Here is a 13,222-nt window from a genome sequence, read left to right on the forward strand (position 1 = left end):
GGCGACAGCGCTCCCGCTCAGCAAGGCCTGCTCCTTCTACCGGCACAGGACATTCACCGATACCCGCGAACGCGCATCAACCGCCGGGTGAGTGCGACACCGACCGGGGCCGCCACTCACCCGGGGCCGCACTCACCCCGTGCGCTCCTTCGCGGAGGCCCGCCGGGGCGTCGTTCCGTCGACGTGGACCACCACCGATGTGTAGAACCGCTGCACGGCGTCGTCGACGCTGCGGATGAAGCCCGTCTCGGCGTTGCCCCGGCCGCTCCCCATGCTCTTGAACAAGGAGAGACGGAATCCGGTGATCCGCGTGGCGCCGTTCTTCGGGAGCAGGTCGGCCGGCTCGGGACGGAGACGCTCCAGGGTGCCCCGGGGGCCGCCCGTCTCGCCTTCGACCAGCGTCTCGACGTGAAGGTCCGCCGGTGCCTCCTCCAGGCGGCGGACCAGCCGCTTGGCCCAGCTCAGCGGGTATCCCTGATCCGGAGCCGGAATCTCCACCGACGTGCGCAGTCTGCCGGTGCGCAGGTCGGCGGTGACCGCGAGCAGTCCCGGGGCGCCCTCGACGCGCAGCTCCGCCTGGAGTCTGCCGTCGACGCAGAGCTGCTCGGCCAGCTGTGCCCGGCGCGCCCCCGGATCCGTGCCTCGCCTGGAGCGTTGGGCGGGCAGGACCTTCTGCCCGAGCTCGCCGCCCAGCCTGAGGCACACCTGGCGGATGAGCCGTTCCCAGCTCTCCACGACCTCCAGCGCACGTGGGTCGCCCTGGCACAGGGTCTCGTCGTCGATCCCGTTGCGCACGGGCACCCACGCCGCGCCCATGTTCTGGAAGCCGTGGCAGCCTGAGTTGTCGTGCTGCAGGTAGTGCAGGAGCTCCTGCAGCAGCCATGCGTGGGCCGCGTTCCCCACACCCTCGTGCCGGATCAGCATCTGCGCCTGGTGAGCGACTTCGGCCCACGACAGGTGCCACAGGGCGGCCTTGTGCTTACGCCGCCCGTCGATCTTGACGTCGACGAGCGGGCTGCCCTCCAGGGCGACATCGTTCGACAAGGTGATCACGGCCTCGTAGCCACGGCGGGCGGCGATGTCCATGTACGCCTGCACCTGCTCGGACTTGAGGGGGTTGCCGTTGGTCTTGGTCTCGACCAGTGCCGTCCACAGCTTCCCGGCGCGCTCGACGCGGATCACGCCGTCGGGACGCCGGGGCGTGTCGCCGTGCGGCAGGGAGACCTCGGTGAACGTCTCCATGCGACCCGCCGGCGCTCCGAACGCGGCGATGAGCCTCCTGCCGAACTCGGGCACCTGCGCCATCACCGACAGCAGGACCGAGGTGGCACGCATCTCGCGGTCCCGGTCGCTCTTGAGCACCGAGACGGGGAAGAGCCTGGCCTCCTTCCAGGACTCGTTCTCCGCCAGCGACTTCTTGGCCACCTTGGGCAGGGTGACCTTCTTCTTCGCGGTACGGGGCCGGGAAGCCGGCTTCCTCGGTGTCTCGGCCTCGACGGGCGGGCGGGGCGAGGGCACGCTGTCGAGTGCCGGCTGCGGGTGCGGCTCGGCGGGCACGGTCTGCTCGCTGCCGCCCTCGTCCGCGGGCTCCACCGCGCCCACCGCGTCCACCGTCTCCGCCTCGCCGGCGTCGTCGTCGATGTCGACGCCGAAGTCCGTCGCCAGACCGGCCAGCCCGGAGTCGTAGCCCTGCCCGACGGCGCGGAACTTCCACTCTCCGCCGCGCCGGTACAGCTCGCCGAAGATGATCGCGCTGACCGGGCCCGGATCGTCGATGCCGAACCGGAGGAGCTGCTCGCCCGCCGCGTCGGCCAGCGTCACCCGCAGGTCCTCCAGCTCGGCGAAGCGGGCCTGCCCGTACCGGCTCGCCGCCACCACCATCCGGTCGACGTCCGGCGGCACCGCGGTCAGGTCGAAGCTGATCCGGTCCTCGTCGCCGTCCTCCGTGGGCGACTTGCCGAGCAGTTGCGCACACCCGTCGGCCGCGACCGGGTTGTTGTAGAAGCAGAAGTCGGCGTCGCTGCGGACCTTGCCGTTCGCGTCCAGCAGCAGCACGGACACGTCGGCGTCGCCCTCACCGCTCGGGCTGGCCCAGCCCAGCCCGACGATCACCGAATGGGCGTTGTCGCTCAGGGCCGCCAGAGACACGTTCGAGCCCTTGATCATTTCCTGCATGAACCCCCCCCAACTGACCGTGCGCGCAATGTCACGCGGCGCACAGGGCAGACAGTATGGCCCACCGGGCGGAAGGAGGTGGTCCGTGCAGCACCATTGCCTGGTCAAAGGGACTTTGACTAGCCTGTGTTCGTCATGCCGATCGTCTGTTGAAATTTCGAACACAGACGCCCAATATCCAAGGGAGGGGGCCGGTCGTGGGACGCCTTGTACCTGCCGTGACCCGGGCTCTCGACATACTCGAGCTCTTCCTCGACGGGGACGGGACGCTCTCCGCCCCCGACATCGTGCGCAGGCTGCAGCTGCCGCGCACCACCGTGCACGAGCTGGTGACCACGCTGGCCGCCCGGTCGTACATCGTGCAGGTGCCCGGTCAGCCCGGACGGTACCGGCTCGGGGTGCGGCCGTACCAGCTCGGCAGCCGGTACGCCGAACAGCTGGACCTCGCCGCCGAGGGCCAGCAGGTGGCCCGGTCCGTCGCCGAGACCTGCGACGAGACCGTGCACGTGGCCATCCTGGAGGGTACCGACGTCATCTACATCGCCAAGGTGGACTCCACCCACGCGGTGCGCATGGTGTCGGCGGCCGGCCGCCGGCTGCCCGCCCACTGCACGTCCGTCGGGAAGATGCTGCTGGCCTCCCTTCCGGAGCAGGAACTCGCCGCCCGCATCCCGGACGGCGCCGAACTCGCCGCGATGACGCCGAACAGCATCACCGACCCGGCCGCCCTGCGCGAGACCCTGGCGGGGATCCGGGAGCGGGGCATCGCCGTCGAGAACCGCGAGTCCAACCCGGACGTGAGCTGCGTCGCCGCCCCGGTGCGCGACCGCGCCGGACGGGTGGTGGCCGCCCTGTCCATCTCCGTGCCCATGATCCGCTGGAGCGACGAGCGCCGCGCCGAGCTGGAGCAACTCGCCGCCAAGGGCGCGGCCGAACTGTCGGAACGCCTCGGACACCGGAGCATCGCATGACGTACACGACGTCCACGTACGAGGTCGCCGTGCTCGCCGAGGCCGCCCTCGGCGAGGGCCCCACCTGGGACGCCGACGGCGAGCGGCTGATCTGGGTCGACATCCTCGGCTCCCGGGTGCACACCTACGACCCCGCGACCGGCCGCCGCGGCGTGCGGGTCGTCGAGCAGCACGTCGGCGCCGCCAAGCCGCGCGCCGGCGGCGGGCTCGTGCTGAACCTGCGGGACGGGGTGGGGCTGGTCGATCCGGACGGCGCCTTCCGCTGGCTGCACCGCGAGGCCGTCCCCGGCCGCCGCGGCAACGACGCCGCCGTCGCCCCCGACGGCTCCCTGTGGGCCGGCACCATGCGCTACGACGAGGCCCCTGGCGGCGGCACGCTGTCCCGCGTCACCGGGGACGGCACCGTGCGGCCGGTGCTCGACGACGTGGCCGTCAGCAACGGCATCGGCTGGAGCCCCGACGGGCGCCTGATGTACTACATCGACTCGCCGACCCGCCGCATCGACGTCTTCGACCACGACACCGACGGCAACGTCACCGGCCGCCGGACGCTGGCCCGGATCGAGGACGCCGCCGGGTTCCCGGACGGGCTCACCGTCGACGCCGACGGATGCGTCTGGGTCGCCCTGTGGGACGGCGCGGCGGTGCGCCGGTACACGCCCTCCGGCGAGCTGGACCGCGTCGTCGAGCTGCCGGTCCCGCGCCCCACCGCGTGCGCCTTCGGCGGCGCCGGCCTGACCGACCTGTACATCACCACCGCCCGCACGGGCCTGACCGCGCCCCTGGCCCTGTCCGGCTCCCTGCTGGTGCTCCCGGGCGCGGGCAAGGGCCTCCCACAACCGGCCTTCGCGGGGTGAGCCGAACGCGGGAGGAATGAGGGGTGTGAAACTGGCGACCTCGCGTATTCAACTATCGCCATTTCCCCACGGACCCCAGCCTGCTGGTGACTGTTGTCCCGGGGGCGTATAGCCCACCAATCGGGAAGCGGTCAACCCCGGAGGAGTTCGATCACAGGAACAAACCGTCGCCAGTCTGCGCCAAAGGCCACGATCGCTGAGAGAAGTCCTGCGCCAGCGATCGCAGGCCAGGCCACAGCGTCCGGAACCTCCCCCACCGCGACTCCGACCACCGCGCCCAGGAGCATCAGCACCGCGGCCACGAGCCGTAGCAGCTCGTAGTTCCGGACCGCCTTGTACCGGTTGGTGATGCTCTCGGGCAGCAGCAGGCCGATTCGGCCCGCCGCACTGCTGGAGGCGATACCCACCAGCAGACCCGTCAGCTCCTCCAGGGCCACGTCTTGATGTGCCGCATCGAGCCGCGCCTCGGCCGCCCGCAGCGCGGCGACGACCTTTCCGGCGTGCTCGCGCAGCGCGGCCTTCCGGGATCGGCGCCCAAAGGCCACGGTTCTCTGTGCGCGATGCTCTCGGAAGACGGCCCGCTCCACCGAGCGGATGGCGGCAGAGGCAGAGCGCAGTGCCCTCGGCCGGTCGCTGCCTCCTGTCGTCGCGGCGGCGCAGGCTCTGATCGCGATGGTGCAAGTCGCTGCCAGTTGGTACTGGCGCATTCGGCGGGGAGCCCCGATGGTGAAGATGATCGCGTAGAGGGGGATCCAGAAGAACAGCACCCCCAGCGCCGGAGGAACCGGCTCGTTGGTGTGTCTGGCCACGGTCACGATGACGAGGCTGTAGACGAGGGCTGCGCGGCAGACGTTGTGGAGGAGTGCCCGGCCAACCCACAGGTGGTAGCTGCGGAGGGCGGCGCGCAGGTGAAAGGGCAGGACGATCCAGGAGTAGCCCAGCGTGCGCAGGTTCTCTTGTATGGCGTTGACCTGGGCATCGGCCGATTCGGCGCGAAGGCGACGCCACGCCCGCAAGGGCTGGGGTATGGACATGGGACGGTGAAGTTCCTTTCGTTTCGGCTCCGGTGAGAGACCGGAAAGGCCGTGTGTTGCATGGTGTACGTCTTGGTGAGTTCGGGTCGGGTGTCGCCTGGAGTGGTCGCCTGGGGCGTAGTGCCTCCAGGTTCCTCCGGCCTCGGCGGCGAGTTGGGCGGTGGCGTCGTCGTGGTAGCCGAGCATGCGGGCGACCACGGGGGCGGGGCCTGGAGTACGAGGTGGCGGACCGCCGAAGTGCGTTTCTTCGTGGCCACGACGGGCTGCACCTGGCGGCAGTTGCCGCCGGTCTTCGGCCCTTCGGGGCCGACCGCGCACCGGCGCTTCACCGAATGGACCGCCGCTCGGGTCTGGGCGAAGCTCCATCGCGTCATCCTTGACGAACTTGGCTCGCGCGGAGACCTGGACTGGTCGCGCTGCGCGATCGACTCGGTGAACATGCGGGCCCTGAAAGGGGGGACCTGACAGGTCCGAATCCTGTCGACCGGGGCGAGAAGGGCTCGAAGATCCACCTGATCACCGAGCGGACCGGTTTACCCCTCTCTGCCAGCATCTCCGGTGCGAACCTGCACGACAGCCAGGCGCTCTAACCGCTCGTGCGCGGCATCCCGCCGATCCGCTCCCGCCGCGGCCCGCGCAGACGACGGCCTGCCAAGCTGCACGCGGACAAGGGCTACGACTACGACCACCTGCGCCGATGGCTACGCAAGCGAGGCATCCGCCACCGCATCGCCCGCAAGGGCATCGAGTCCTCCACCCGGCTGGGCCGGCACCGCTGGACGATCGAGCGCACGATGCCCTGGCTGGCCGACTGCCGTCGCCTGCACCGGCGCTACGAGCGCAAGGCCGAACACTTCCTCGCCTTCACCGCCATCGCCTGCAGCCTCATCTGCTACCGCAGAATCTCCAAATGAGACGACGTCTGAGGGAAGGCGTCCGCATGGGTGGCGAATGCCCGTACCTTCCGCTCAGGGCCGTTGATGGTCGACAGCGCGAGGTTCCGCACCAACTGTTGGTTGCGCCAGCCGTCCAGCATCGCTTCAAAGACCTGTTCCTCCGGCCGCAGCAGCGGCACCCCGTCTGCCAGGTGCAGCCGTGCGGCCCCCGGCGCCGCCTAGTTGGTGCCTGCCAATTTGTCACGCTCCGTAGATCGCATCTGGCACGAGAATCTCGCATCAGATGCGAAGTTCGGAGCGGAACGGCAGGTCAGCCACCCGATCGAGTGAAGTGCAACGATGCGAGCCCGGCCTGTCCATACGGCGGCCCCGCTATCCGCTGATCAGCGGCTTCCCGATGCTCGCTCGGTCAACGCCGCGCAAAATGCGTCCAGTTCGCATCAGATGCGGGTCCTTCTCGGCCAGGATGCGGTACACGGTGGCGACCGACGGGCGCTTGCCCTGGTTCTTGCCCGAGGTAACAACTAGCTTGCGGGCGATCTCTGGGACGGGCACGCCGTTGGCCCGCAGGCTGCGCGCGTAGGCGGCCATATAGTCGTCGACCACCTTCGGACGTCCGCCATGCCGGCCGCGCTCGCGGGCGGACGCCTGACCCGCGCACAGGGCGGCGCCGTGCCCGGACGGGTCGTACACCCCTTGCAACGGTCCGGTGAGGAGTTCGAAGCCGGATGTCGTGGTGGCGAAGGTCCTCGGCCATGGCCAGGAGCTTGGCGGCGCCGCGTCCCAGTGGCCGTAGGCAGTCGTTGCTGGAGCGTGTTGCAGAGAGTCGTGAGCGGAGCCGTGAGGGCAGTTGTCATGGTTGCTCAGAAATCACTCAATTGCGTGGACGATCTGATTTTTCGTCAGTGCGTTGATCGTGTGCTACGCCGCTGACCACGATGTATTGCTGACGTGAGTAACTTCTTTCATGCAGAACTTGGGGGAAATGAGTGAAGGCCGGAGTGGCTTCGTTTGCGCTGTTGGGATCCGTTGTTCTTGGGGTGACTGCCGCTTACGCCGATGCTCCCGACGTCGCCGACCAGGCCTCAGCGTCTGCGGGAACCAGTGCTGCTGACACTGACGCAGCGGCCAGTTCGGAGGGAGGTCAACTTCTCCTTGCGGCCGACGAGCAGTACGTCAACACTTTCGGAGCAGCCAAGGCCGCTCAGCAAGGACTCACGTACGAAGCCGTCACGGAGGCAGACTCACCGGCAGATTCTGCCGTAGCGGACGACACGGAGAAGGCCATCGCCGCGGCCGACTCTACTGCCGTGGCGGATGACGCGGGGGCCGCAGCAGATGAGGCTGCAAGCAGTCACTGGAGCGTGGTGAAGTTCGTCGGCCATGACGCGGACGGCCGCTACATCCCTACCCGGCAGGGCAACAGAGCGTTCGGCTGGGTCCACTTTTCCGGACCGCACAACATCCACAGCAGCAAAGTCATCAAGGTAGCGGTGAGTGAGCACCCCGAAAGTGGGAGCACGAAGACTCGGAAGCTGTACGGCGCGGTGTTGTATGACCGCGTCGGCATCATTCTCGCTCGCGTGAAGGTCGTTGCGCAGTATCACTGGGAGACCGCCGACCACAAGTACAAGCTCGCTGACCACGACGACAAGATCGGTGTGATCACAGCTTACTGCCAGGGTGTCAACAAGTGCCCTGATGCGTTGAACCGAGTGTGAAGGACCAATCGATGATGTGGGACGAGACGGGTCTGGCCGGTCTGCAGGCGCAGCTGGCACAGGAAATGCTGAGCAGCGTCACGGCGTTCACGATCGGGCAGGGAGTTCGGCTCGTGCGTGGTGTCGTGAATGCCCCGGATCGACGCGGTGTCGGCCGCGTCGTTCTGTGGGACGGAGAGCGGCTGGACACGTCTGTTGCCTTCGACATGCCACTCACGGACACACACGGCGCGAACATTCCCTCAGGGGACCTTGTGGCTGCTCTGCGCAGCGCATTGGCCGCCTGCTCTGAACGTGAGGTCGAGTGGGCACCGCGTGATGCCTTCGGAATCCCCGTAATCGACGCCTCCGCCGCTGTTCACGGCTTCGTCGACCAGCCGCGGTTCCATCTCTCGGATGCGCTGCAGGCCGCGGCAGCAGCCTTCTCCGTCTCCGAGGAGCCGGACGAGCCGGCGGAGCTGCGCCTGCGTGGCTTCCTGCTTCTCGATCAGGCAACGTGTCGTCTCTACTTGGACACGCCCACATCACAGGACGTTCCGCCGTTCGGTGTCGACCTTCCCCTTCGAGACGAAGATGACTCTGTTGTTGGCGTGACAGGAGCGCATGCGGTGCTTCCGGTTCTCCTGGAAACGGGGGAGCTGGAGCGAATGAGGAGGGACGTCCACGACCCCTACTGTCGTGCGGTTTACGACTTGGTGGATTGGCTCACGGGTCGTTGACCGGGGGCTTTGGGCAGACCAGCCCGATCGGGCGCCGGTGTACGACACGGATCTGACAGACGAGCAGTGGGTGGAACTCAGGCCGCTGCTGCCGGTGCCGGCGTGGATGGAGAGCCGGGGTGGGGGCACCCTGAGGGCTGCTGCCACCGCCAGATGCTCGATGCTGTCTTCTACGTCCTGGACAACGGGATCAAGTGGCGGGCGATGCCGGTGGACTCCCCGCGTGGGACCGCCTCTACGCCTTCTTCCGCCGCTGGTGCCAGACCAGGCTGATCGCCGAACTCCACGACCGGCTGCGCGGGAAGGTCCGCGAGCGGGCGGGGCGTGAAGCGGAGCCGAGTGCGGCTCCCGGGCCGCCCGGCGGCGGGCGTCCCGGCAGCCCCCCCCCACAGCTGGCCCACGCGGCCCGCGTACGAGCCGCCCCGCGCCCACGCACGCCCGCCTTCTTCCAGGCACGCCCCCGCGCGCCCGCGACCCCCGCGCGGCCCGAGCCCCCGCCGCGACCGCCCGCAAGTCACCCCGTCGTGTGGTCCAGGGAGCGGAGGATCTTGTGTTCGGGTTCCGACAGCGGTGGCCGGGGGGCCGGGGGCAGCAGGGGGCCGTTGAGGGTGGCGAGCAGGGTGCCGGGGCGCAGCAGGCGGGCCGGGCCCGCGGTGAGGCTGGTGACGTCCCACAGGGCGGCCGCCGCCGGGTAGGAGCCGGTGGCCGCCTTCGTCAGGCGGCGCGAGTACGCGGTGACCAGGCGCTCGGCCGGTCCCGGCCGCCCGCCCCGCGAGCCCGGGTACCAGATGTCCTGGCCGACCGCGACGGCCCACGCCGCCTCCACCGGCCCGGCCACCCCGCGCTGCACCCGGCGGGCGAGCCCCGGCGACGTCGGCCCCGCACGCCGCAGCTCCTCCCGCAGCACCCGCGCGCCCAGCGCGGCCACCGACATGCCCTGGCCGTAGGCCGGGTTGAAGGTGGCCAGCGCGTCGCCGAGCACGACCAGGCCGTCGGGCCACTCCCGGGCCTTCTCCAGGTAGCGCCGCACATTGCTGGTGCTGCGGCTGAGGTGGATGTCGGTGAGGGGTTCCGCGCCGGATATCAGCCGGCCCACGATCGGGTCGGGCAGCTCCAGCGTGTAGCGCAGGAAGCCGTCCGGGTCCGCCGGGGGCTCGCCGCCGCGGGTGCCGCCCAGGCTGACCATCCAGCGGTCGCCCTCGATGGGCATGACCATCCCGCTGCGCCCCGGCCGCCCGACGTACGGATCGGGCTGCACCATCGTCAGCGGGAACCGCTCGGCTCCCGCGGGCGTGCGGTAGATCCGGGTGGCGTTCACCAGACCGGCGTCCACGGTCCGCTCCCGGATGCCCGAAACGCCGAGAGCGTCCAGCCACCTGACGACGCGTGAGCCCCGCCCGCTGGCGTCCACCACCAGGTCGGCGGCCAGCTCGGCCGCCCCCTCGTCCGTCTCGACGCGGACGCCGTGGACGCGCCGCGCGCCGCCCAGCAGCCCCGCCGCCCGGGCCTTGCGGACGTCGGCGCCGGTGCGGTCCCGCACCACCTCGCGCACCACCCAGTCCAGCAGCGCCCGGCTGCAGCTGATCATGCGGGGCCCCGGATGGCGCCAGCGCCGGAACCAGCCCTCGGGCGTGCGCACCACCATGTCCTGGCCGAGCGAGATCTCCCGGGCGCCGCGGTCGAGCAGGTGCCGCCGCAGGTCCGCGCCCGGCAGCAGCTCCTCCATCGCCGCCAGACCCCCCGCCATGAGGAGGTGGGCGTGGCGCCCTTGCGGAAGGCCCTTGCGGTGCTCCGGCCCCTCGGGCAGGTCGTCGCGGTCGAGGACGATCACCTCGTCCACGGCGGGGGACACCGCCGCCGCGGCCAGCATGCCGGCCAGGCCGGCACCGATGACGACAGCTCTACGCGACATGGGGCTCCTCGCACTCGGCGACGGGGACACACGGTCCACGGGGTGTTCGGCCACCGGGCTCTCAGCCGGGGGCGGCCTTCACGGTACCTTCGCCCACCGTGCTGACGGCGGGAGTTGTGGTCGGCGCCGCCGCCAGCGCCTGCGCCAGCTCCACCAGCCCGCGCGGGCCGGGGACCTCCGTCGCGTGCAGCCGGTACGCGCTCGGCGGGCCGGCCGGCTCCTCGCGCGCGGCGGCCCGGCGCGCCGCGTCGGCCACCATGGCCGCCTCCGCCGCCACCCGCGCCTCGTGCGGGGGCCGGCCCGCGCGCACCGCCGCCGCGCGGGCCCGCTCGCGCACCCGGTCGTCGAAGTAGGGGGCCAGCGCCAGCAGGGCGTCGTGGATGGACACCTCCCGCCACTGCAGCCGGGCCAGCGGCGGCTGCCACCAGGTGGCGGGCGGTTCGGGCGCGGTGGACACGGACCGCACCAGGGACCACAGCGGGCCCAGCCGCCGGTGGTCGCCCAGGCTGTGCCAGTGGGCGGCGAGGCCGGGCAGCACCCGGGGCAGCACGAAACCGGCCGCGGTGACCAGCCCGCCGAGCGAGGCGAGCGGCGGGGCGAGGTCCGTGGACAGGAAGTCCAGGTCGTGGCCCGTCCACCGCGCGGCCAGGGCGGCGTACTTGGCGAGCTGGAAGCCCACCCCGTCCAGCAGCGCGCCGACCAGGATCAGCCGCAGCCCGGTCCTGAGCAGCCCGGTCACCTCACGGCCCCACCGCACGCACACCACGCACAGCGCGACGACGGCCGCGGTGTGCCCGAGCAGGTACAGCAGGATCATCTCCCGCATGTACGGCGTGTTCGCGTAGTAGGTGTCCAGGTCCCGCAGCCGTTCGGCGCGCGCGTCGGCCCGGGCGAACAGCACCACGATGGCGGCGATCAGCAGCCCGTAGGCGGCGACGCAGCCCAGCGCCGTGCGCCGGACCCGGACCCGCGGGCCGCCCCGCCAGTTGACCAGCAGCACGAACAGCGAACAGCTGTAGGCGGAGAGCATGCCGTACGTCAGCGGGGCGCCGAAGTTGGCGACGCCGGTGAGGTCGTTGACGACGGCCAGGGTCAGCGGCGCCGAGCAGACGAAGACCAGGGCGCCGAGCACCACGGACGCGCAGGTGGACACGGTCAGCCCGTCGAACGCGGCGCTGCGCGGCCGGCGGCACAGCACCCCGGAGGAGACGGCGAGGGCGCAGGCGGCCAGGTACACCACGAGGCTCATGCGGTGCCCGTCGGGGTGGCGCCCCGGCACACCCGGGCCGCGGAGACGCGGGGCGAGGCGGCCAGCGCGTCGGCGATGCGGACCAGGGCGGCCGGCTCGGGCGCCGCGCCCGGCAGCCACCCGGCGGCGTCCGGCAGCACCCGGTCGGACTCGTCCCGGACGGCGGCGGCGATGACCGCCGCCCACGCGGTGGCCTCCGCCCGGGCCGGGTCGCCGGTCGCCCGCAGCGCGGTGTCGTGCGTACGGTCGTACAGGGACCGGTCGAAGTAGGGGTCCAGGTGGCTCAGGCCGTTGTGGATGCTGGTCTGCCGCCACACCAGCAGGGTGATGGGGGAGGCCCGGCGCGGGCGCGGCAGCCGCAGCGCCCGGCGGGTGAGGACGCCGTCCAGCTCCCGTTCGAGCGGTTCCAGTCGCACGTACGCCTGCCAGGACCGCTGCCACTCCGTCAGCCGGGGCCCGGCCAGCGGGATCAGCACGCCGACGACCGTCAGCAGGGCGCCGAGCCCGGCGGCGGCCGGGGAGACCCGGGTGCCGATCACCGACCAGTCCCGCCCGCTCCAGCGGGCCGCCACGGCCACCAGCTTGGACACGCTGTACCCGGCGTTGCACAGCGTCCCCACGCCCAGCGTCAGCAGGCTGGCGCGCAGCCAGCCGTCCACCTCGTGGGCCCAGCGCAGCGACGACACCAGGGTGACGCCGGCGGCGGCGAGATGCCCGGCCAGGTACAGGACGATCATCTCGGCGATGTAGGGCGTCGTCGCGTAATAGGTGTCCAGGTCGGTGCGGCGCTCCACGGGCGCGTCGCCGAGGGCGAACGTCACGGCGATGCCGAGCAGCACGAAGGCGTAGCAGACGACCCAGCGGCGCGCGGTGCGGTGCACGTGCGGCCCGCCGCGCCAGTAGACGATCAGGACCTGCGCGGCGGCGCTGTAGGCGGTGATGGAGGCGTACGTCAGCGGCGCGGCGAGGTTGGGCACGCCGCTGACGCCGTTGACGTACGCGACCGTGGGCGGCGCGCCGAGGAAGAAGCAGAGGCCGGCCAGGCCCAGCACCCCGCAGATGGCCCGCAGGTACGGGTCGTGCCGGTGGCGCAGCAGGTCCGGGGCCTTGACCACCAGGCCGAGCCAGAGCGCGCCGCAACTGACGTAGTTGATCGTGCCGTTCACCGGCGCCTCCCCCGGTGGTTCAGGGCGGCCCCGATACGGCCGGCGAGGTCCGGCGGGTCGTCGCCGCCGGCGGCGAACACGGAGTCCGCCGACGCCTCCAGCCAGGTGCGCAGCCGGCCGCCCATCAGCATGCCGAACCGGTCGGCCTCCTGCTCCTCGGCGAGGCTGAAGTCGGTGCGGGCCGCGCTCGCCGCGCCGCGGTTCATGTGCCACACCTCGTGGCAGAAGATCACCAGCTGGTGCCAGGGCGCGGCCCGCCGGTCGACGACGACGTCGTCGTGCGTGTCCCGCTCCAGCCACAGCCCGCTGGCGGTGTGCGGCGGGAAGACGGCCCGGTGGACGACGACCTCACGGCCGCGCCAGGCGCTGACGGAGGCGACGAGTGCGGCGAGCAGGACCTCGGGGTCGGCGGGGACCGGAACGCGTATGGGGTCGACGAGGGCGTCGGCGAGGCGACGCATCTCCCTGTTGGTCCGCACCACGACAGACTCTCAGATGTCCCCGTGATCCGTGCAGTCCTTC

The 13,222-nt window shown here is 71.3% G+C and carries 12 protein-coding genes and 1 pseudogene; 6 read left to right on the forward strand and 7 right to left on the reverse strand.

Going from position 1 to position 13,222, the window contains the following annotated elements:
* Nucleotides 1-132: 132 nt before the first annotated feature.
* Entirely contained in the window at nt 133-2,175 is a 2,043-nt protein-coding gene (locus ACZ5GT_RS30070) for a TerD family protein (protein ID WP_469032338.1), read from the reverse strand.
* A 197-nt stretch (nt 2,176-2,372) separates the two neighbouring features.
* Here ACZ5GT_RS30070 and ACZ5GT_RS30075 point away from each other — a divergent pair, with 197 nt between their 5' ends.
* Both ACZ5GT_RS30075 and ACZ5GT_RS30080 read left to right on the forward strand, forming a co-directional pair.
* Nucleotides 2,373-3,146, forward strand: coding sequence for an IclR family transcriptional regulator (locus ACZ5GT_RS30075; RefSeq protein ID WP_469032340.1), 774 nt, complete (start codon nt 2,373-2,375; stop codon nt 3,144-3,146).
* A complete protein-coding gene (locus tag ACZ5GT_RS30080; RefSeq protein ID WP_469032343.1) occupies nt 3,143-4,003 on the forward strand; it encodes an SMP-30/gluconolactonase/LRE family protein in 861 nt (286 codons plus the stop codon). The genes ACZ5GT_RS30075 and ACZ5GT_RS30080 overlap by 4 nt, the downstream gene beginning before the upstream one ends.
* Nucleotides 4,004-4,134: 131 nt before the next feature.
* Here the strand turns inward: ACZ5GT_RS30080 and ACZ5GT_RS30085 are convergent, their stop codons facing one another.
* Nucleotides 4,135-5,037 carry a hypothetical protein gene (locus ACZ5GT_RS30085; RefSeq protein WP_469032346.1) on the reverse strand — a complete coding sequence of 301 codons (903 nt, stop codon included), beginning with the start codon at nt 5,035-5,037 and terminating at the stop codon, nt 4,135-4,137.
* Nucleotides 5,038-5,283: 246 nt separating this feature from the next.
* On the opposite strand from ACZ5GT_RS30085, the pseudogene ACZ5GT_RS30090 reads away from it, so the two are divergent.
* Nucleotides 5,284-5,951: pseudogene (locus ACZ5GT_RS30090) on the forward strand (IS5 family transposase); the annotation flags it as partial.
* 354 nt (nt 5,952-6,305) lie between these two features.
* Here ACZ5GT_RS30090 and ACZ5GT_RS30095 read toward each other — a convergent pair.
* A complete protein-coding gene (locus ACZ5GT_RS30095) occupies nt 6,306-6,626 on the reverse strand; it encodes a hypothetical protein (protein WP_469032349.1) in 321 nt (106 codons plus the stop codon).
* Between the two features lie 296 nt (nt 6,627-6,922).
* Between ACZ5GT_RS30095 and ACZ5GT_RS30100 the strand changes: the two genes are divergently transcribed.
* From ACZ5GT_RS30100 to ACZ5GT_RS30110, 3 genes are all read left to right on the forward strand, one after another.
* The gene (locus tag ACZ5GT_RS30100) at nt 6,923-7,654 is read left to right on the forward strand and encodes a hypothetical protein (RefSeq protein WP_469032352.1); all 732 of its coding nucleotides are present in this window, start codon (nt 6,923-6,925) and stop codon (nt 7,652-7,654) included.
* A gap of 11 nt (nt 7,655-7,665) precedes the next feature.
* Nucleotides 7,666-8,373 (forward strand): hypothetical protein, encoded by a 708-nt coding sequence (locus ACZ5GT_RS30105; RefSeq protein WP_469032354.1) that lies wholly within the window; start codon nt 7,666-7,668, stop codon nt 8,371-8,373.
* 153 nt (nt 8,374-8,526) lie between these two features.
* Nucleotides 8,527-8,646 carry a hypothetical protein gene (locus ACZ5GT_RS30110; RefSeq protein ID WP_469032356.1) on the forward strand — a complete coding sequence of 40 codons (120 nt, stop codon included), beginning with the start codon at nt 8,527-8,529 and terminating at the stop codon, nt 8,644-8,646.
* A 241-nt stretch (nt 8,647-8,887) separates the two neighbouring features.
* Here the strand turns inward: ACZ5GT_RS30110 and ACZ5GT_RS30115 are convergent, their stop codons facing one another.
* From ACZ5GT_RS30115 to ACZ5GT_RS30130, 4 genes are all read right to left on the reverse strand, one after another.
* Nucleotides 8,888-10,285 (reverse strand): NAD(P)/FAD-dependent oxidoreductase, encoded by a 1,398-nt coding sequence (locus ACZ5GT_RS30115; RefSeq protein ID WP_469032358.1) that lies wholly within the window; start codon nt 10,283-10,285, stop codon nt 8,888-8,890.
* Between the two features lie 61 nt (nt 10,286-10,346).
* Entirely contained in the window at nt 10,347-11,534 is a 1,188-nt protein-coding gene (locus tag ACZ5GT_RS30120; RefSeq protein ID WP_469032360.1) for an MAB_1171c family putative transporter, read from the reverse strand.
* A complete protein-coding gene (locus ACZ5GT_RS30125) occupies nt 11,531-12,700 on the reverse strand; it encodes an MAB_1171c family putative transporter (protein ID WP_469032362.1) in 1,170 nt (389 codons plus the stop codon). Before ACZ5GT_RS30125 ends, ACZ5GT_RS30120 begins: the two co-directional genes overlap by 4 nt.
* The gene (locus tag ACZ5GT_RS30130; protein WP_469032364.1) at nt 12,697-13,179 is read right to left on the reverse strand and encodes a toxin; all 483 of its coding nucleotides are present in this window, start codon (nt 13,177-13,179) and stop codon (nt 12,697-12,699) included. Before ACZ5GT_RS30130 ends, ACZ5GT_RS30125 begins: the two co-directional genes overlap by 4 nt.
* Between the last annotated feature and the right edge of the window lie 43 nt (nt 13,180-13,222).

This window comes from Streptomyces sp. NPDC031340 (assembly GCF_055569945.1).